Consider the following 17,525-nt stretch of genomic DNA (forward strand, 5'->3'; position numbering starts at 1 on the left):
CCGATTTTAAGGCCGCGCAAGCCTTGCGCGACCCGTGCGGCGGCAGGGTTAATGGCAGCTTCTAACGATAACGATGCAGCTGGACCGCGAACCCGTCGTGCTCCCATTCGCCGGCCAGCTGCCAGCCGGTGCTGTTCGCAAGTGCGCTGAATTCGTCGCGGCGGAACTTGTAGGAATGCTCGGTGTGCAGCGTTTCGCCCAGGACAAAATGGAAGCGCCGGCCCGCGACGCTCACGTCCTGCTCGGCGAGGCTCACCAGGTGCATCTCGATGCGGCCAGCCACCGGGTTGTAGAACGCGTAGTGGCTGAATCGGGACGGATCGAAGTCGGCGCCCAGCTCGCGGTTCAGCCGTTCGAGCAGGTTGAGGTTGAAGGCGGCAGTGATGCCGGCAGCGTCGTTGTAGGCGCGATGCAACCGCTGCGGGTCCTTCTTGAGGTCAAAGCCGATGAGCAGTTGGCCTTCCGCGCCGGCCAGCTGGCGAAAGCGGGTTAGCAGGGCAGTCGCCGCGTCGGGTGGGAAGTTGCCGATGCTGGATCCGGGATAGTAGACGAGCCGCCGGCCGGATGGCAGATGGGACGCCGCCGCTTCCAGGTCATGGACGAAATCCATCCCCAGCGCGGTGACGGCAAGATCCGGGTGGTCGCGGGAAAGAGCTTCCGCCGCGGTTGCCAGGGGGGCGCCGGCAATGTCCATCGCGACGAGGTGCGCGGGATGCAGCGCGTCGAGCAGCAGGCGCACCTTGGCGCAGTCTCCAGCGCCTGGCTCGACGATGCAGTCCACCGGGCCGATGGCAGTGGCGATGTCGGGCAAGCAGGAAGCCATCAGCGCCCGTTCGGTGCGGGTGAGCGCATATTCGGGCTGGGCGCAGATCGCTTCGAACAGGCGACAGCCCGCTTCATCGTAGAAATATTTCGGCGGAATCGATTTGGGGCTGGCCGCCAGACCGTTCAGAACGTCGGCGCGCAGGTCGTCGCGGTCGGCGGGAAAATCCTTGAAGGTAAAAGACATTCAAGCCTCGATTGAAATCTGGCTGCCGGCATCCAGCCGGCCGATTTCCGTCGCCTGCATAAAGCCGTGCCGGTGGAAAATTTCAAGCACGGCATCCCTTGATTCGGTCGCACAGCTCACCAAGAGGCCGCCGCTGGTTTGCGGATCGGTCAAGAGGGCACGCTGCCAGTCGGCGATGCCATCGGGCAGATTCACTTCGCTGCCGTAGCTCGCCCAGTTGCGTTCGCTGGCGCCGGTGATGTGGCCGCCCTGGGCCAGTTCGGCGACGCCCGGAAAGAGCGGCAGACGCGCCAATTCAACGCGTGCCGCCAGCATCGACGCGCGGGTGATTTCGAGCAGGTGGCCGAGCAGGCCGAAGCCGGTGATGTCGGTCATCGCGTGCACGCCGTCGATTGCGGCGAGGTCGGCACCCGCGGTATTGAGCTGGGTGGTGGCGGCGATCATCGCCGCGTACTGGTCGGCGCTCAGCAGGTCCTTTTTCAGCGCCGCACTGTAGATGCCGACGCCCAGCGGCTTGCCGAGGATCAGCAGGTCGCCGGCCTGGCCGCCGCTGTTCTGCTTGACCTTGCGCGGATCGACCACGCCGATGCCGACCAGGCCGTAGATCGGTTCCGGCGCGTCGATGGAATGGCCGCCGGCGATGGGAATCCCGGCCTGTTTGCAGACAGCCTCGCCGCCGGCGAGGATCTGCCGGATGACGCTGTTAGGCAGCTTGCCGATCGGCATGCCGACGATGGCCAGGGCGAACAGCGGCCGCCCGCCCATGGCATAGACGTCGGATAGCGCATTGGTGGCGGCGATGCGGCCGAATTCGTAGGGGTCGTCGACGATGGGCATGAAGAAGTCGGTGGTCGCCACGATCGCCTGCTCGTCGTTCAGCCGGTAGACGGCGGCGTCGTCGCCGTGCTCGATCCCGACCAGGAGGTCGGGATAGGTTGCTGCCAGATGCGATGCGAAGGGCGTGTCGGACAGGATATCGCGCAACACCGAAGGCGCGATCTTGCAGCCGCAGCCGCCGCCGTGGGAAAACTGGGTCAGGCGAATGGGTGGCGTGAGAAGGGTATCGTTCATAATCAGAATTCGTAGTCGAGGGGGGCGCCCGGAATGGCACGGCCTATAGTAGTTTATACAGCATGAACAAGATCCGACCCGTCAGCGCTTGCACCGCGGACCAGCTCATCGACCGGCTGGCGCAGGCGCACGGCCACCTGCGTGCGCTGATCGACGGCCTGCCGACCGGCGGCCTGCTGGGGCCGCGTGCCGAACACCTGAACCCGCCGCTGTGGGAATACGGGCACATCGTCTGGTTCCAGGAGCGCTGGTGCCTGCGCGCACGGCCCGATGGCGGTTTCGCAGCCAGCCTGCTGGCCGGGGCCGATGCCTTGTACGACTCCTCCAGCGTAGCGCACGACACGCGCTGGGATCTACCCTTGCCGGAACTCGCGGCGGTCGACGACTACGCGGCCGGGGTGGCCGAAGCCGTGGCCGCCCGCCTGCGCAACGCATTCACCCATGAGCTGGCGTATTTCGCCGAGCTGAGCCTGTATCACGAGCTGATGCACATCGAGGCCTGGTGGATGGCTTTCCAGAATCTGGGCTATGCGCCGCCGGGGCGACCCGATGCGACAGCTTTGCCGCCTGCCCGGCGGCTGGCGTTTGCCGCGGGCGAGGTTGTGCTGGGTAGCGGTACGGACGAAGGGTTCATTTTCGACAACGAAAAGTGGCGTCACACGGCGCCGGTTCCGGCATTCGACATCGACGCGAGTCCGCAGTCCGAGACGGCCTTCGCCGAATTCGTCGATGCGGGCGGCTACCAGCGCAGGGACGGGTGGTCGGACGAGGGATGGGCCTGGCGCGAGGCCTCGGGTGCCCGCCATCCGCTTTACTGGCGGCCGCTAAACGGCGATTGGCAGGTGCGCCGCTTCGACCGCTGGATGCCGCTGAGTGCGGACGCACCCATGTTGCATGTGAACCGTTACGAAGCCGAGGCCTGTGCCGCCTGGATGGGCAGGCGTCTGCCCACGGCTGCGCAGTGGCTGCGCGCGGCGGCACGGCCGGAATTTCAAGGGGGCATGGGCTGGGACTGGCTGCGCAATCTCTTCACACCGTATCCGGGGTTTTCGCCCGATCCCTACCAGGATTATTCCCGGCCCTGGTTCCACACGCATGCGGAATTGCGCGGCGGCGGGCCGGTCACCGATCCGGCCCTCAAACGTCCCGGCTTCCGCAATTTCTATCTGCCGCACCGGCGCGATCCGTTCGCAGGGTTTCGCACCGTCAACCCTGATTACGGGGGGGCTAGCCGCCAGTCATCGACATAAAGCGCAGGACTTTCTGTGGCGCCTCGTTGAATTCGTGGCGTTCCGGCTTGAGATTGATCGCTTCGAGAATGGCGTCATCCAGTTCGGCGTCGGAACAGGCGCTCCGCAGCAGCGGGCGGAATTCGAATTTTTCATCCTGGCCCAAGCACATGTAAGCGGTGCCGTCGACGGCGATACGGATGCGGTTGCAGGTCTGGCAGAAGTGCTGCGAGATGGGTGTGATGAAGCCGACGTTGAAGCGGCCGTCCGCGGTGCCCAGGTAGCGCGCCGGTCCGGCGCCGGGCAGGACGGTTTCGACGAGATCGAACTCTTTGCGCAGGCGTTCCTTCACTGGCTGCAGGTCCAGGTATTCGGCGTTGCGGCCGGTATCACCCATCGGCATCGCCTCGATCAGCCGCAGCACGAAGCCGCGCTGCATGCAGAAGGCAACCATTTCGTCGATCTCGTCGTCGTTGGTGCCGGCCAGCGCCACCATGTTGAGCTTGATCGGCGCAAAGCCCACATCCTGCGCCACGGTGAGGCCGGCCATCACCCTGGCGAGCACGTCGCGGCCGTTGATTTTTTCCACCCGCGCCTGCTGCAGCGAGTCGAGGCTGACGTTGAGCCGCGTCACTCCGGCGGCTTTCAGCGCATGGGCGTGGCGTTCGAGCTGGGTGGCGTTGGTCGACAGCGACAGGTCTTCGATGCCGGGCAGGGCAGCGATGCGCCCGGCCAGTCCGGCAATGTCGCGCCGCAGCAACGGTTCGCCGCCGGTCAGGCGGATGCGGCTTACGCCGAGCCGGGCGAATGCGCCGATCAGGCGTTCGATCTCGTCGAAATTGAGCCAGTGTGCGGGTTCCTCGAAGCCCGTGAAACCTTCCGGGATGCAGTAGCTGCAGCGCAGGTCGCAACGGTCGGTCACCGACAGCCGCACGTAGTCGATGCGGCGTCCGAACTGATCGGTAAGAACGGGTGCGTTCATGATGAGGGCCGAAGTGGTGGCAGGAATGGGTTATATATGGAAAAATATAACCCAATTATCCAATCCAGACCAGCCAGACTCACCCTCCAGGCATGAAAATATTCCAGGCATGAAAATATTCGGCATTGCAGGCTACAGCGGCAGCGGCAAAACCACGCTGATCGAGCGCGTGCTGCCGCAGCTGGCCGCGCGCGGGCTCCGGGTGGCGGTGATCAAGCACACCCACCACGATTTCGACATCGACCGCCCCGGCAAGGACAGCTGGCGTGCGCGCGAGGCGGGCGCAGCGGCGGTGCTGCTGGCATCCGACCACCGTACCGCGGTGCTGACCGAGCATCGCGACGCGCCGCCGCTGCTGGACGATCTGCTGGCGCAGCTGCCGCCGTGCGATCTGGTACTGGTCGAGGGCTACAAGCGCTGCGCGATCCCCAAGCTGGAAGTGCATCGCACGGAGACCGCCAAGCCCTGGCTGTTTCCCGACGACCCGAATATTCTGGCGGCGGCGTCCGACGTCGACCCCCCGAACGGTTTTCCCCGCATCGACCTCGATGCCGTTTTCCAACTCACCGACTTTATCCTGAACCATGCTTACAGCCGACCAACTGCTTGATGCCCTGCTCGAACGCGCGCGCGGGGTGACCGAAACCGAGACTGTGGCCATTACGGATGCGCTCGGACGCGTGCTCGCCGTGCCGCAGACTTCCGCCATCACCGTGCCGCCGCTCGACAACAGCGCGATGGACGGCTACGCCGTGCGCGCCGCCGACGTGGTCGTGGCCGGCGTGCGCCTGCCGGTGTCGCAGCGCATTCTCGCCGGCGCGGTCGGTGCGCCCCTGCAGCCCGGCACCGCTGCCCGCATCTTCACCGGGGCACCGGTGCCGCCCGGGGCCGACGCCGTGCTGATGCAGGAATACTGCATGGCCGAGGGCGAATTCGTCGTCATCAACACCCTGCCGCAGCCGGGCGAAAACATCCGCCGCGCCGGCGAGGATATCGAGGCGGGCGGGCAAGTCCTCGCCGCAGGCGCCCGCATCGGCGCGGCGGAAATGGGCCTTGCCGCCTCGGTCGGGCTGGCTGCACTGCCGGTGTTCAAGCGGCTGAAAGTGGCGTGTTTTTTCACCGGCGACGAGCTGGTGACGCCGGGCACGGCGCTCGCCCCCGGCCAGATCTACAACTCCAACCGCTACCTGTTGACCGGACTGCTGAAGTCGTTGGGCTGCGAGCTGACCGATTTCGGCATCGTTCCCGACTCGCTGGAAGCGACCCAGGCCGCTCTGGAAGGCGCGGCCAGCATTGCCGACGTCGTCATCACCAGCGGCGGCGTGTCGGTAGGCGAGGCCGACTATGTGAAGGCGGCGGTCGAAAAACTCGGCCGCGTCGAGATGTGGAAGGTCGCCATGAAGCCCGGCAAGCCGCTCGTCTACGGCCGCGTGAACGACGCCGATTTCATCGGCCTGCCGGGCAATCCGGTATCGGCCTTTGTCACCTTCTGCCTGTTCGTGCGGCCGTTTTTGCTCAAGCGTATGGGCGTGGCCGACGTACTGTACCGCGCATTTGCCATGCAGGCGGACTTCGCCTGGAACAAGGCGGGCACACGGCGCGAATTCCTGCGGGTAAAAATTCAGGCGGATGGCAGGCTGGCGCTGTTCCCCAATCAGGGCTCGGGCGTGCTGACTTCCTGTGCCTGGGCCGATGGCCTGGTTGACCTCGGCATCGGTCATATCGTGCATCCGGGTGACTGGGTGCGCTACATTCCTTTCTCGGAGTTGCTGTCATGAAATTACGCGTATTGTATTTTGCCCGTCTGCGCGAGCGTTTCAGCGTGGGCGAGGAAACCCTGGATTTCGCCGGCACTACCGCTGCCGATCTGGTCGCACAGTTGCAGACCCGCGGCGGCGTGTGGGCGGAAGAACTGGCTGCGGGGCGTGCGTTCAGGATGGCGGTCAACCAGGACATCGTCGCGCTCGATGCATTGCTGCCGGACAATGCCGAAGTCGCGATTTTTCCGCCGGTGACCGGAGGCTGAGACAATGAAAATCCTGGTCCAGGCCGATACCTTCGACCTCGGCGCCGAAGTCGCCGCGATGAGCCGGGGCCGCACCGATATCGGCGCCATCGTCAGCTTCGTCGGTCTGGCGCGCGACCTCAACGAAGGCAGCGGTGTTGCGGCGATGACGCTGGAACACTACCCCGGCATGACCGAGAAGGCGCTCGCCGCTGTGGTCGACGATGCGTGCTCGCGCTGGACCCTGCTCGACGTCACCGTGATCCACCGCGTCGGCCGCCTGTTGCCGGGCGATCCCATCGTGCTGGTGGCAGTGGCGAGCCAGCACCGCGGCGAAGCCTTCGCCGCCTGCGAATTCATCATGGATTACCTGAAGACACAGGCGCCATTCTGGAAGAAGGAAGAAACGACGGAAGGCGAGCGCTGGGTCGAGGCCCGCGCCAGTGACGATGCGGCGGCGGCGCGCTGGCAGGCGAGTTGATCGGCTGTTTTATCCGGGAGGGTTCATTCGGCGATTTGTCGAGCGTAGGGTGCACTCCGTGCACCGATTGATGCCAGAAGGTGCACGGAGTGCACCCTACGAACCCGACCTCGCAATTACCGCAATGTGGCCCTCAACCGGTCTGGCCCGCTGACAGGTCTTGACTTTAGTTCTAACGCGAACTAAATTATGTCCATGTTAGAACCAAATGCGCGAGCGATGAGCCAGCCAGCCGAATTCCTGCCGACCGTACAAGCCCTGGTGCAATGCTATCAGGCTTTCGAGGCCTATTCCGCAACGCACATTCGCACGCTGGGGCTGACGCCGCCGCAGTTCGACATCGTCGCCACCCTCGGCAACACCTCCGGCATGACTGCCACCGAGCTTGGCGAAAAGACGCTCATCACCAAGGGCACGCTCACCGGCGTGGTCGACCGTCTGGTCGATCGCGGCTGGGTCGAGCGCGTGGCGCACGAAAGCGATGGCCGCTGCCAGATCATCCGGCTGACGCCATCCGGCGAGGCCCTGTTCGCGAGGGTCTTTCCCGCACACCTGGCGCATCTGGCGACATGTTTTTCCGGCACGGGCGCAACCGGACACAAGCGCTGGCAAACCGCCCTGCGCGGTCTGGAACAGGCTTTCAGTAAGAAGACTGCATGAGCGCCGTGATACCTTATTCAACCCCGGCCATCGTGCTGCACTGGCTGGTGGCGCTGCTGATCTTTGCAGCCTTCCCGCTCGGTGTGTACATGCACGAGCTGCCGCTGTCGCCCGACAAGCTGAAACTCTACAGCTACCACAAGTGGATCGGTGTCACGGTGCTGATGCTGGTTGCCGTTCGGCTGGGCTGGCGGCTGACGCACGTGCCGCCGCCGCTGCCGGACAGCATCGCCGCCTGGCAGCGCCGCGCGAGCGCAATCGTGCACGGACTGCTGTACGGGCTGATGATCGCGATTCCGCTGTCGGGCTGGCTGATGAGTTCGGCCAAGGGTTTCCAGACGGTGTGGTTCGGCGTGCTGCCGCTGCCCGACCTGGTCGGCAAGGACAAGGCATTGGGCGACCTGCTTGCCGGGGTGCATGAGGTCCTGAACTTCAGCTTGCTGGTGCTGGTCATCCTGCACGTGGCCGCTGCGCTGAAACATCATTTCATCGAACGCCGGCCATTTTTGCAGCGCATGGCCTGGGACAGAAAGGAACGAACATGAGAATGACGGGTTTGATTTTGCTGGCGGCGCTGGCCGCGCCTGCGGCGAATGCGGTGGAATACCAGACGGTGCTGCCGAAGCAGAGCACGATCCATTTCGAGTTCCGCCAGATGGGCGTGCCGATAAAGGGCGGTTTCAAGCGCTTTACCACGCAGATGGCGTTCGACCCGGCCAGACCCGAGGCCGCCCGTGCGCAGATCGAAATCGACCTCGCCAGCATCGATGCCGGTTCGCCCGAGGCCGACGAGGAATCCGCCGGCAAGCTGTGGTTCAACCGCAGCGTCTACGCGAAAGCGACCTTCGTTTCCAGTCAGGTGCGCGCGCTGGGCAACAACCGCTACGAGATGCGCGGCACGCTCACGCTCAAGGGCAGGAGCCGCGACATGGTCGTGCCGGTGACGTTCACGCCCGGCAATAACGCCGCCGTCTTCGACGGTGCGTTCGTCCTCAGGCGCCTCGACTTCGGCATCGGCGAAGGCATGTGGGCAGACGTCGACACCGTCGCCAACGAGGTTCAGGTCAGATTCCGCATTGCCGCCACCGGCAACTAACCCCCGCTGTTCATCCTTCAAGGAGCAAAACATGAAGCATCTCGCACTTCTCTCCGCACTTGCTGCGTTTGCCGCCACCGCCCAGGCCGCGCCGGTTACCTACGTCATCGACAACAGCCATACCTATCCGCACTTCACCTATAACCACTTCGGCTTTTCCAACCAGACCCACAAGTTCGACAAGACCCGCGGCAAGGTGGTGCTCGACCGTGCCGGGAAAGCCGGCTCGGTTTCCGTGATCATCGACGCCACCTCGGTCAACACCGGCCATGCGGTGTTCAACGAGCACATCCAGTCGGCAGATTTCTTCGACACCGCCAACCATCCGACGATCACGTTCATGGCAGACAAGATGGCGTTCAGAGGCGACCAGCCAGTGAGCCTGGTGGGCGACCTGACGATCAAGGGCGTGACGAAGCCGGTGACGCTCGCCATTACGCACTTCAAATGCCAGCCGCATCCGATGCTGAAAGTGGAAGCTTGTGGCGCCAACGCAAGCACGCAGATCAAGCGTTCGGAATTCAACATGGGCAAGAACGCGCCCTTTGTCAGCGATGAGGTCACGCTGACACTGGCGATCGAAGCGGTCAGGGAACAGCCGGCTGCGCAATAAGCCGATGCGCTGTTTTGTCTGCGTTGCGCAAGGCGCGCCGCAGACACTGGCATACCCCCTGCCAGACTGCCAGACTGCCAGACTGCCAGACTGCCAGACTGCCAGACTGCCAGACTGCCGGAAGGTCGGCACTTGAACGCAGACTGTTGGATTTCTGTCAGTTTGTTTCCTTGTTTCAGCTGAAACCTGTGGGGAAATAAAAGTAAGTTGCTGTTTTAACAAGGTGTTTTAATGCCACGCGGTGGCGCGCTGGCAGGCGAGTTGATCGTCTGTTTTATCCGGGAGGGTTCATTCGGCGATTTGTAGAGCGTAGAGGGTGCACTCCGTGCACCGATTGATGCCAGAAGGTGCACGGAGTGCACCCTACGAACCCGACCTCGCAATTACCGCAATGTGGCCCTCAACCGGTCTGGTCCGCTGACAGGGCTTGACTTTGGTTCTAGCACGAACTAAATTATGTCCGTGTTAGAACCAAATGTGCGAGCGATGAGCCAGCCAGCCGAATTCCTGCCGACCGTACAAGCCCTGGTGCACAAGCCCTGGTGCAGTGCTATCAGGCTTTCGAGGCCTATTCCGCAACGCACATTCGCACGCTGGGGCTGACGCCGCCGCAGTTCGACATCGTCGCCACCCTCGGCAACACCTCCGGCATGACTGCCACCGAGCTTGGCGAAAAGACGCTCATCACCAAGGGCACGCTCACGGCGTGGTCGACCGTCTGGTCGATCGCGGCTGGGTCGAGCGCGTGGCGCACGAAAGCGATGGCCGCTGCCAGATCATCCGGCTGACGCAGGCGGGCGAGTCCTTGTTTGCCAAGGTCTTACCGGCGCATCTGGCACACATGGATGCCTGCTTCGCCGGCGTGCCGGCGGCTGAACATGCGCGCTGGCAAACGGCCCTGCGCGCGCTGGAACAGGTTTTTAAAAAGGAGACGATATGAGTACAGTACTGCGTTATCCATCCCCGGCTATCGTGTTGCACTGGCTGGTGGCCCTGTTGATTTTTGTGGCGTTCCCGCTCGGCGTATATATGCACGAGCTGCCAGTATCGCCCGACAAGCTCAAGCTCTACAGCTATCACAAGTGGATCGGCATCACGATTTTAATGCTGGCGGCGGCGCGGGTGATGTGGCGGACGACATACACGCCGCCCGTGTTGCCGGACAGCATGGCCCAGTGGCAGCATCGGGTGACGCATATCGTGCATGGTCTGCTTTATGTGCTGATGATCGCGATTCCGCTGTCGGGCTGGCTGATGAGTTCGGCCAAGGGTTTCCAGACGGTGTGGTTCGGCGTGCTGCCGCTGCCCGACCTGGTCGGCAAGGACAAGGCATTGGGCGACCTGCTTGCCGGGGTGCATGAGGCCCTGAACTTCAGCTTGCTGGTGCTGGTCATCCTGCACGTGGCCGCTGCGCTGAAACATCATTTCATCGAACGCCGGCCGTTTTTGCATCGCATGGCCTGGGACAGAAAGGTACGCACATGAGAATGACTGGTTGGATTTTGCTGGCGGCGCTGGCCGCGCCTGCGGCGAATGCGGTGGAATACCAGACGGTGCTGCCGAAGCAGAGCACGATCCATTTCGAGTTCCGCCAGACGGGCTGGCCGATAAAGGGCGGTTTCAAGCGCTTTACCACGCAGATGGCGTTCGACCCGGCCAGACCCGAGGCCGTCCATGTGCAGATCGACATCGACCTCGCCAGCATCGACACTGGTTTATCCAGGGCCGACGAGGAATCCGGCGACAAGCTGTGGTTCAACCGCAACACCCACCCGAAAGCGACCTTCGTCTCCAGTCAGGTGCGCGCGCTGGGCAACAACCGCTACGAGATGCGCGGCACGCTCACGCTCAAGGGAAAGAGCCGCGACATGGTCGTGCCGCTGACGTTCACGCCCGGCAATAACGCCGCCATCTTCGACGGTGCGTTCGTCCTCAGGCGCCTCGACTTCGGCATCGGCGAAGGCAGGTGGTCAGATATCACCATCGTCGCCAACGAGGTCCAGGTCAGATTCCGCATTGCCGCCACCGGCGGCTAACCCGCTGCTCATCCCTCCAGGAGCAAAACATGAATCATCTCGCACTTCTGCTCTGCGTTTGCCGCCACCGCCCAGGCCGCTTCAGTCACCTACGTCATCGACAACAGCCACACCTATCTACATTTCACCTATAACCACTTCGGCTTTTCCAACCAGACCCACAAGTTCGACAAGACCCGCGGCAAGGTGGTGCTCGACCGTGCCGGGAAAGCCGGCTCGGTTTCCGTGATCATCGACGCCACCTCGGTCAACACCGGCCATGCGGTGTTCAACGAGCACATCCAGTCGGCAGATTTCTTCGACACCGCCAACCATCCGACGATCACGTTCATGGCAGACAAGATGGCGTTCAGAGGCGACCAGCCAGTGAGCCTGGTGGGCGACCTGACGATCAAGGGCGTGACGAAGCCGGTGACGCTCGCCATTACGCACTTCAAATGCCAGCCGCATCCGATGCTGAAAGTGGAAGCTTGTGGCGCCAACGCAAGCACGCAGATCAAGCGTTCGGAATTCAACATGGGCAAGAACGCGCCCTTTGTCAGCGATGAGGTCACGCTGACACTGGCGATCGAAGCGGTCAGGGAACAGCCGGCTGCGCAATAAGCCGGGCGGGCTCCGGTAAAATGTTGCTTTAGCTGTCCGGAACACCGCCTCGTGGAACCCCATCGACTTGAACTGCTCGCGCCCGCGCGCGACGCCGATATCGGCATCGAGGCCGTCAACCATGGCGCCGATGCGGTGTACATCGGCGGGCCATCGTTCGGCGCGCGCGCGGCGGCGTCCAACGAAGTCGCCGACATCGCGCGGTTGGTCGGATACGCACACCGCTTCAACGCACGCGTATTCGTTACCCTCAACACCATCCTTACCGACGACGAACTGGAACCGGCACGGCGGCAGATCATTCAACTGTACGACGCCGGCGCCGATGCCCTGATCATCCAGGACATGGGCCTGCTGGAGCTCGATCTGCCGCCGATCCAGCTGCATGCCAGCACCCAGACCGACATCCGCACGCCGGAAAAGGCCCGCTTCCTGCAGGACGTTGGGCTGTCGCAGATCGTGCTGGCACGCGAGCTCGACCTCGGCCAGATTGCCGCCATCCGCGCCGCCACCGATCCTGCGCGCTGCACCCTGGAATTTTTCGTCCATGGCGCGCTGTGCGTCGCCTACAGCGGCCAGTGCTACATCAGCCACGCCCACACCGGGCGCAGCGCCAACCGTGGCGACTGCTCGCAGTCCTGCCGCCTGCCGTATCAGGTTACCGACCTGGAAGGGCGCATCGTCGCGCACGACAAGCATGTTCTTTCCATGAAGGACAACAACCAGAGCGGCAACCTCGAAGCGCTGGTCGACGCCGGCATTCGCAGTTTCAAGATCGAGGGCCGCTACAAGGACATGGGCTACGTGAAGAACATCACCGCCCATTACCGTACGCTGCTCGACCAGCTCGTCGAGCGCCGCCCGGAATTCGCGCGCGCGTCCGCGGGTCGCACCGCGTTTGCCTTCACCCCCGACCCCGAGCAGAACTTCAACCGCGAGTTCACCGACTACTTCGTCGGCGGCCGCCGCGACGACATCGGTGCGTTCGACACGCCGAAGAACCCCGGCCTTTCCATCGGCTACGTCAGCAAGGTCGGCGACAAATGGGTCGAACTGCACACCGACTCGCCCGATATCGTGCTCAATAACGGCGACGGCCTCTGCTACTACACCTTGCAGAAAGACCTGACCGGCCTCGCCATCAACCGTGCCGAAAAGCTGGGCGAGGGCGCCTGGCGCGTGTTCCCGAAAGACACCATCGCGAGTTTCAGGGACTTGCGCGCCGGCACGATGGTCAGCCGCAACCGCGACATGAACTGGACGCGCCTGCTCGACAAGCCGTCGGGCGAGCGTCGCATCGGCGTGTGGCTGCGGTTGGAGGAGACTGCGGACGGCTTCGCGCTGACGCTGACCGACGAGGACGGCCATGCCGCGACAGTCGAGGCGGCGCACGCCAAAGAGCCGGCCAAGGACATCGTCAAAGCGGAGGCCACCCTGCGCGAGCACCTCGGCAAACTCGGCGCCACGCCGTTTGCACCTATGGGAATCGCGCTTGAGTTGTCGCAGGACTGGTTCATGCCGGCGTCCTTCGTCAACGCCCTGCGCCGCGACGCCGTCGCCGCGCTGGAAGCCGGACGCGCCGCCGCTTACCGGCGTCCGCCGCGTGCGCAGGCGGTCGAGCCGGCGGCGGTCTATCCCGAGGACACGCTTACCTATCTCGCCAACGTCTACAATCATAAGGCGCGTGACTTCTACACGAAGCACGGCGTCCGGGCCATTGCCGCTGCCTACGAGAGCCACGAGGAAACGGGCGAGGTCTCGCTGATGATCACCAGGCACTGCGTGCGCTATTCGCTCTCCCTGTGCCCCAAGCAGGCCAAGGGCGTCACCGGCGTGCAGGGCACCGTGCGCGCCGCGCCGCTGACGCTGATCAACGGCAGCGAAAAGCTCACCCTGCGCTTCGACTGCAAGGCCTGCGAGATGCACGTGATGGGGAAACTGAAACCGGCCGTCGCCAAAAACAGCGCGCCGCTGAACTTTTATAAAACGCAGCCCGTTGCGTGAGCCGGTAATCCCACTTGAAACACACCGAAATGCGCCAACCCGAATTGCTGGCACCCGCCGGCTCGCAAACCATGCTGGAAACCGCGCTCGCCTTCGGCGCCGATGCGGTGTATGCCGGCCAGCCGCGCTACAGCCTGCGCGTGCGCAACAACAGCTTCCGCGACGAAGTTGCGCTGGGCATCGGCATCGACTACGCGCACAGCCGGGGCAAGCAGTTCTACGTCGTCAGCAACATCTTTCCGCACAACTCCAAAATCAAAACCTACCTGGCGGACATGGCGCCGGTCGTCGCCCTCAAGCCGGACGCGCTGATCATGGCCGACCCGGGCCTGATCGACATGATTCGCGAAACCTGGCCTGAAATGCCCGTCCACCTTTCGGTGCAGGCCAACACCGTCAACTACGCGGCGGTGCGGTTCTGGAAAAAGCTCGGCATCCGCCGCGTCATCCTGTCGCGCGAACTGTCGCTCGACCAGGTCGCCGAGATCCGCCAGGAATGCCCGGACATGGAGCTTGAGGTCTTCGTGCATGGCGCGCTGTGCATCGCCTATTCCGGGCGCTGCCTGCTCTCGGGCTACTTCAACCACCGCGACCCCAACCAGGGCGCGTGCACCAATTCCTGCCGCTGGGAGTTCAACACCCACCCCGGCAAGGAAGCGCCGGATGGCGACGTGTATCTGCTGGAAGAGCGCAAACGCGCCGGCAGCTACATGCCCATCGAGGAGGACGAGCACGGCACCTACATCCTCAACTCGAAAGACCTGCGCGCCATCGAACACGTGCAGCGGCTGACGGAAATCGGCATCGACTCGCTCAAGATCGAAGGCCGCACCAAGTCGCCCTATTACGTGGCGCGCACCTGCCAGACCTATCGCCAGGCCATCGACGATGCCGCCGCCGGCCGCCCGCTCGACCCGGCCCTGCTGCGCGAGCTCGACGGCCTGGCCAACCGCGGCTATACCGGCGGTTTCTACGAACGCCACCCGGATCGCGAATACCAGAGCTACCTGAAGAGCCATTCCGAGTCGGACCGCAGCCTCTACGTCGGCGATGTCATAGGGTATGACGCAGAAGGCCTGGCCGAGATCGACGTGAAAAACAGGTTTTCGGTCGGCGACCGCATCGAGATCATCCATCCCAGAGGCAACCTGGAACTGACGATTGCCACCATGCAAGGCAAAAACAGCACCCCGGTCAAGGTCGCACCGGGTAGCGGCCATCGTGTAAGCATTCCCCTGCCGGCGGGTTACGAGGGGGCATTCGTCGCGCGTTTTGTTGCGGAACACGAATGAACGCCGCCTTCAGCACAGCTTCTGTAACCACGCGTTGATGAACCCGCTGCTTGTGCGGTGGGTTTTTTACAGGTCGATGGTGAGTTTCAGCATGAACGCGGTGTGACGTGCTTCGATTTTTTGAAACATCGCGATCAGCCGCTCGGCTTCTTCGGTTAGCCGGCTGCCGGCGGGGCCGCTTTCCACCAGGGGCGATCGCCACGCGGCGTTCATCGCATCGATCGCATCCCATGCCGCCTTGTAGCTCATCTTCATCGCCTTGGCAGCTTTGGAGATGGAGCCGGTTTCGCGGATGCGCTGCAGCAGTTCGATGCGGCCGCGGCCGAGGAAATTCCTGCCTTCCAGAGTCAGCCAGAAGCGACCGTCTGCCTTGAGTTGCGTTGTCTTCGATCGCGTTGCCATGCGGCGAGTGTAGCAAATGGCCATTGCTGTTTATCCGCGAGCGGATGAAAATCGGGGTTTGCAATCCAGGATGAATGTCATGAAAAAAATATTTGCCGTATGCGCGATGCTCTGCCTGCCCTTTTCCGCGATGGCGGCCGAGGATTATGCGGTGACCTTCAAAACCCAGGGCGACTACCAATTTGTGCGCGATTTGGTGCAAACCGCGATCGAGGGCCAAGGCCTGAAGATCACCAACACCAACCATATTGCCGAAATGCTGGAGCGAACCGGCAGGGATATCGGCGCGACCAGGGTGGTGTATGAAAACGCCGAGCAGTTCGAATTCTGCAGTGCCACTATTTCGCGCCGGATGATGGAAGCCGATCCGCACGCGATCGTAATGTGCCCCTACAACGTGGCGGTGTATACGATTCCCAACGACAAGCATGTTTATATTGCCTATCGCAAGCCCGCTGCCACCCAAAATCCGGCCCTGCAAAAAGCCCTGGCCGATGTGGAGAAGCTGCTTAACGACATCATCCGGGACGCGATGTAAGCGCCGGACTTGAATAGAAGGCGTACATGATTTCAGCCGACGCGCGCCAGCCATGACCGCCTTCTTCGCCATCGGCCTGGGTGCGGCCATCGGCGCGTGGCTGCGCTGGGGGCTGGGGCTGTGGCTCAACCCCGCATTCCCCTCGCTGCCGCTCGGCACGCTGGCCGCCAATCTGATCGGCGGTTATTTCGTCGGCCTGGTCATCGCCTGGTTTGCCGAACATCCCGGCGTGCCGCCGGAAGCGCGGCTGTTTCTCATCACCGGCCTGCTTGGCGGGCTGACCACGTTCTCTACGTTTTCCGCCGAAGTCGTCACGGCGCTGATGCGCGGCCTGTGGCTGACCGGCGGCCTGATTGCGTTCGCCCACATGACGGGTTCCTTTCTGGCGACCGGGCTGGGGTTTTATTCGATGAGGCTTTTCAAATGAACGCGGTCTGTCTGCAGGTATTTGTGTCGGAGGCCAGCCGCCATCACGGCAAGCTGACCTACGAATGGCTGCTCGATACGGCGCAGGAACTCGGCATTGCCGGCGGTTCGGCGTTCCGCGCCGTTGCGGGATTCGGCCGCCATGGCCGCCACGACGCAGGATTCTTCGAGCTCGCAGGCGAGCTGCCGGTGGTGGTGGAGTTCTTCGTCGATGCGGCGATGGCCGACCAGCTGCTGCAGCGCATCGCCGAAGCGGATTTAAAACTGTTCTACGCCAGGCTTCCGGCCGAAACCGGCGTCACGCTTTAGCCGGCGTGCTCGACCAGCTGATTCTGTTTGTCGCCTCGCTGGCGGCAAATTTCTTTTCGGCACTGTCGGGCGGCGGGGCAGGGCTGATCCAGTTTCCCATGCTGATTTTTCTGGGGCTGCCGTTCGGCGTGGCGCTCGCCACCCACAAGGTCGCCAGCGTCGCGCTCGGACTTGGCGCCACGCTGCGTCACCTGAAGGAGTCGCATCTCGAACGCCGGTTCTCGCTGATCATCCTGGGTGCAGGGCTGCCCGGCGTGGTGCTGGGCGCGGTCACGATCCTGCAGATCCCCGAGCGCATCGCCACCCTGGCGCTGGGCGTTCTGACGCTGGGGCTGGGTCTGTATTCGGTGTTCAAGCCCCGGCTCGGCATGGACCATGCGCCCAGGAACCGGCAGGGCGCGGCGCTGGTCGGCGGCATGGCGGGGCTGTTTGTCGTCGGCTTTCTCAATGGCTCGATCACCAGCGGCACCGGGCTGTTCCTCACCATCTGGCTGATCCGCTGGTTCGGCCTCGACTACACTCGCGCCGTGGCCTACACCCTGATTCTCTGCGGCCTGCTATGGAACGGCACCGGCGCACTGATACTGGGCGTGATCGGTACGGTGGCGTGGGACTGGATGCCGGCGCTGCTGGCCGGCTCAGTCCTCGGCGGCTACCTGGGCAGCCATCTGGCGATCAGGAAAGGCAATCTGTGGATCAAGCGGGCATTCGAAATCGTGACAATATCGATCGGCCTGAAACTGATCCTTGGCTGAGCGACCTGCCGCGC

24 protein-coding genes are annotated in these 17,525 nt (G+C 63.4%); 20 read left to right on the forward strand and 4 right to left on the reverse strand.

The features are described from left to right. Positions 1-61: 61 nt before the first annotated feature. Both egtD and selD read right to left on the reverse strand, forming a co-directional pair. Positions 62-1,009: an L-histidine N(alpha)-methyltransferase gene (gene egtD / locus ACZ41T_RS16520; RefSeq protein WP_464922431.1), complete on the reverse strand. Its 948-nt coding sequence runs from the start codon at positions 1,007-1,009 to the stop codon at positions 62-64. Then, a complete protein-coding gene (gene selD / locus ACZ41T_RS16525) occupies positions 1,010-2,080 on the reverse strand; it encodes a selenide, water dikinase SelD (protein ID WP_464922432.1) in 1,071 nt (356 codons plus the stop codon). 62 nt (positions 2,081-2,142) lie between these two features. Between selD and senA the strand changes: the two genes are divergently transcribed. Next, positions 2,143-3,330, forward strand: coding sequence for a selenoneine synthase SenA (gene senA, locus ACZ41T_RS16530; RefSeq protein WP_464922433.1), 1,188 nt, complete (start codon positions 2,143-2,145; stop codon positions 3,328-3,330). Here senA and moaA read toward each other — a convergent pair. Next, entirely contained in the window at positions 3,308-4,291 is a 984-nt protein-coding gene (gene moaA, locus ACZ41T_RS16535) for a GTP 3',8-cyclase MoaA (RefSeq protein ID WP_464922434.1), read from the reverse strand. The genes senA and moaA overlap by 23 nt on opposite strands. Before the next feature lie 109 nt (positions 4,292-4,400). Between moaA and mobB the strand changes: the two genes are divergently transcribed. From mobB to ACZ41T_RS16610, 15 genes are all read left to right on the forward strand, one after another. Further along, entirely contained in the window at positions 4,401-4,901 is a 501-nt protein-coding gene (gene mobB, locus ACZ41T_RS16540) for a molybdopterin-guanine dinucleotide biosynthesis protein B (protein WP_464922435.1), read from the forward strand. After that, positions 4,876-6,069 (forward strand): molybdopterin molybdotransferase MoeA, encoded by a 1,194-nt coding sequence (locus ACZ41T_RS16545; RefSeq protein ID WP_464922436.1) that lies wholly within the window; start codon positions 4,876-4,878, stop codon positions 6,067-6,069. Before mobB ends, ACZ41T_RS16545 begins: the two co-directional genes overlap by 26 nt. After that, positions 6,066-6,317, forward strand: a complete 252-nt coding sequence (moaD, locus tag ACZ41T_RS16550) for a molybdopterin converting factor subunit 1 (RefSeq protein WP_464922437.1) — start codon at positions 6,066-6,068, stop codon at positions 6,315-6,317. Before ACZ41T_RS16545 ends, moaD begins: the two co-directional genes overlap by 4 nt. A gap of 4 nt (positions 6,318-6,321) precedes the next feature. Beyond that, positions 6,322-6,777 (forward strand): molybdopterin synthase catalytic subunit MoaE, encoded by a 456-nt coding sequence (gene moaE, locus ACZ41T_RS16555; RefSeq protein WP_464922438.1) that lies wholly within the window; start codon positions 6,322-6,324, stop codon positions 6,775-6,777. A 195-nt stretch (positions 6,778-6,972) separates the two neighbouring features. After that, positions 6,973-7,437: a MarR family winged helix-turn-helix transcriptional regulator gene (locus tag ACZ41T_RS16560; protein WP_464922439.1), complete on the forward strand. Its 465-nt coding sequence runs from the start codon at positions 6,973-6,975 to the stop codon at positions 7,435-7,437. After that, on the forward strand, positions 7,434-7,982 hold the full coding sequence (locus ACZ41T_RS16565) for a cytochrome b (RefSeq protein WP_464922440.1): 549 nt from the start codon (positions 7,434-7,436) through the stop codon (positions 7,980-7,982). The genes ACZ41T_RS16560 and ACZ41T_RS16565 overlap by 4 nt, the downstream gene beginning before the upstream one ends. Before the next feature lie 2 nt (positions 7,983-7,984). Continuing rightward, positions 7,985-8,533, forward strand: coding sequence for a YceI family protein (locus tag ACZ41T_RS16570; protein ID WP_464922441.1), 549 nt, complete (start codon positions 7,985-7,987; stop codon positions 8,531-8,533). A 31-nt stretch (positions 8,534-8,564) separates the two neighbouring features. Beyond that, entirely contained in the window at positions 8,565-9,146 is a 582-nt protein-coding gene (locus ACZ41T_RS16575; RefSeq protein ID WP_464922442.1) for a YceI family protein, read from the forward strand. A 542-nt stretch (positions 9,147-9,688) separates the two neighbouring features. Beyond that, positions 9,689-9,934 carry a MarR family winged helix-turn-helix transcriptional regulator gene (locus ACZ41T_RS16580; protein WP_464922443.1) on the forward strand — a complete coding sequence of 82 codons (246 nt, stop codon included), beginning with the start codon at positions 9,689-9,691 and terminating at the stop codon, positions 9,932-9,934. Positions 9,935-9,951: 17 nt separating this feature from the next. Then, positions 9,952-10,086, forward strand: a complete 135-nt coding sequence (locus ACZ41T_RS16585) for a hypothetical protein (RefSeq protein ID WP_464922444.1) — start codon at positions 9,952-9,954, stop codon at positions 10,084-10,086. Beyond that, a complete protein-coding gene (locus ACZ41T_RS16590; protein WP_464922445.1) occupies positions 10,083-10,631 on the forward strand; it encodes a cytochrome b in 549 nt (182 codons plus the stop codon). Before ACZ41T_RS16585 ends, ACZ41T_RS16590 begins: the two co-directional genes overlap by 4 nt. Next, a complete protein-coding gene (locus tag ACZ41T_RS16595; protein ID WP_464922446.1) occupies positions 10,628-11,182 on the forward strand; it encodes a YceI family protein in 555 nt (184 codons plus the stop codon). Before ACZ41T_RS16590 ends, ACZ41T_RS16595 begins: the two co-directional genes overlap by 4 nt. A gap of 96 nt (positions 11,183-11,278) precedes the next feature. Continuing rightward, positions 11,279-11,785 (forward strand): YceI family protein, encoded by a 507-nt coding sequence (locus tag ACZ41T_RS16600; protein ID WP_464924001.1) that lies wholly within the window; start codon positions 11,279-11,281, stop codon positions 11,783-11,785. A 51-nt stretch (positions 11,786-11,836) separates the two neighbouring features. After that, a complete protein-coding gene (locus tag ACZ41T_RS16605) occupies positions 11,837-13,789 on the forward strand; it encodes a peptidase U32 family protein (RefSeq protein WP_464922447.1) in 1,953 nt (650 codons plus the stop codon). Between the two features lie 29 nt (positions 13,790-13,818). Beyond that, positions 13,819-15,081, forward strand: a complete 1,263-nt coding sequence (locus ACZ41T_RS16610; RefSeq protein WP_464924002.1) for a peptidase U32 family protein — start codon at positions 13,819-13,821, stop codon at positions 15,079-15,081. A 66-nt stretch (positions 15,082-15,147) separates the two neighbouring features. Here the strand turns inward: ACZ41T_RS16610 and ACZ41T_RS16615 are convergent, their stop codons facing one another. Further along, positions 15,148-15,483, reverse strand: coding sequence for a winged helix-turn-helix domain-containing protein (locus ACZ41T_RS16615; RefSeq protein WP_464922448.1), 336 nt, complete (start codon positions 15,481-15,483; stop codon positions 15,148-15,150). 16 nt (positions 15,484-15,499) lie between these two features. Between ACZ41T_RS16615 and ACZ41T_RS16620 the strand changes: the two genes are divergently transcribed. The 4 genes from ACZ41T_RS16620 to ACZ41T_RS16635 are packed head-to-tail and all read left to right on the forward strand — an operon-like array spanning position 15,500 to position 17,511. Then, positions 15,500-16,021: a DUF302 domain-containing protein gene (locus tag ACZ41T_RS16620; protein ID WP_464922449.1), complete on the forward strand. Its 522-nt coding sequence runs from the start codon at positions 15,500-15,502 to the stop codon at positions 16,019-16,021. A 52-nt stretch (positions 16,022-16,073) separates the two neighbouring features. Continuing rightward, the gene (gene crcB / locus ACZ41T_RS16625; RefSeq protein WP_464922450.1) at positions 16,074-16,448 is read left to right on the forward strand and encodes a fluoride efflux transporter CrcB; all 375 of its coding nucleotides are present in this window, start codon (positions 16,074-16,076) and stop codon (positions 16,446-16,448) included. After that, positions 16,445-16,756: a DUF190 domain-containing protein gene (locus ACZ41T_RS16630; protein ID WP_464922451.1), complete on the forward strand. Its 312-nt coding sequence runs from the start codon at positions 16,445-16,447 to the stop codon at positions 16,754-16,756. Before crcB ends, ACZ41T_RS16630 begins: the two co-directional genes overlap by 4 nt. A 5-nt stretch (positions 16,757-16,761) precedes the next feature. Continuing rightward, positions 16,762-17,511 (forward strand): sulfite exporter TauE/SafE family protein, encoded by a 750-nt coding sequence (locus tag ACZ41T_RS16635; protein ID WP_464922452.1) that lies wholly within the window; start codon positions 16,762-16,764, stop codon positions 17,509-17,511. Positions 17,512-17,525 lie beyond the last annotated feature (14 nt).

The organism is Thiobacillus thiophilus, from assembly GCF_055378705.1.

Coding starts and splice junctions, on each gene's coding strand:
- senA (WP_464922433.1), top strand. CDS start 2,143: ATGAACAAGATCCGACCCGTCAGCGCTTGCACCGCGGACCAGCTCATC.
- crcB (WP_464922450.1), top strand. CDS start 16,074: ATGACCGCCTTCTTCGCCATCGGCCTGGGTGCGGCCATCGGCGCGTGG.
- moaA (WP_464922434.1), bottom strand. CDS start 4,291: ATGAACGCACCCGTTCTTACCGATCAGTTCGGACGCCGCATCGACTAC.
- moaD (WP_464922437.1), top strand. CDS start 6,066: ATGAAATTACGCGTATTGTATTTTGCCCGTCTGCGCGAGCGTTTCAGC.
- selD (WP_464922432.1), bottom strand. CDS start 2,080: ATGAACGATACCCTTCTCACGCCACCCATTCGCCTGACCCAGTTTTCC.
- ACZ41T_RS16565 (WP_464922440.1), top strand. CDS start 7,434: ATGAGCGCCGTGATACCTTATTCAACCCCGGCCATCGTGCTGCACTGG.
- ACZ41T_RS16570 (WP_464922441.1), top strand. CDS start 7,985: ATGACGGGTTTGATTTTGCTGGCGGCGCTGGCCGCGCCTGCGGCGAAT.
- ACZ41T_RS16615 (WP_464922448.1), bottom strand. CDS start 15,483: ATGGCAACGCGATCGAAGACAACGCAACTCAAGGCAGACGGTCGCTTC.
- ACZ41T_RS16620 (WP_464922449.1), top strand. CDS start 15,500: ATGGCCATTGCTGTTTATCCGCGAGCGGATGAAAATCGGGGTTTGCAA.
- ACZ41T_RS16595 (WP_464922446.1), top strand. CDS start 10,628: ATGAGAATGACTGGTTGGATTTTGCTGGCGGCGCTGGCCGCGCCTGCG.
- ACZ41T_RS16545 (WP_464922436.1), top strand. CDS start 4,876: ATGCTTACAGCCGACCAACTGCTTGATGCCCTGCTCGAACGCGCGCGC.
- ACZ41T_RS16590 (WP_464922445.1), top strand. CDS start 10,083: ATGAGTACAGTACTGCGTTATCCATCCCCGGCTATCGTGTTGCACTGG.
- ACZ41T_RS16560 (WP_464922439.1), top strand. CDS start 6,973: ATGTTAGAACCAAATGCGCGAGCGATGAGCCAGCCAGCCGAATTCCTG.
- moaE (WP_464922438.1), top strand. CDS start 6,322: ATGAAAATCCTGGTCCAGGCCGATACCTTCGACCTCGGCGCCGAAGTC.
- ACZ41T_RS16610 (WP_464924002.1), top strand. CDS start 13,819: ATGCGCCAACCCGAATTGCTGGCACCCGCCGGCTCGCAAACCATGCTG.
- egtD (WP_464922431.1), bottom strand. CDS start 1,009: ATGTCTTTTACCTTCAAGGATTTTCCCGCCGACCGCGACGACCTGCGC.
- ACZ41T_RS16575 (WP_464922442.1), top strand. CDS start 8,565: ATGAAGCATCTCGCACTTCTCTCCGCACTTGCTGCGTTTGCCGCCACC.
- mobB (WP_464922435.1), top strand. CDS start 4,401: ATGAAAATATTCGGCATTGCAGGCTACAGCGGCAGCGGCAAAACCACG.
- ACZ41T_RS16630 (WP_464922451.1), top strand. CDS start 16,445: ATGAACGCGGTCTGTCTGCAGGTATTTGTGTCGGAGGCCAGCCGCCAT.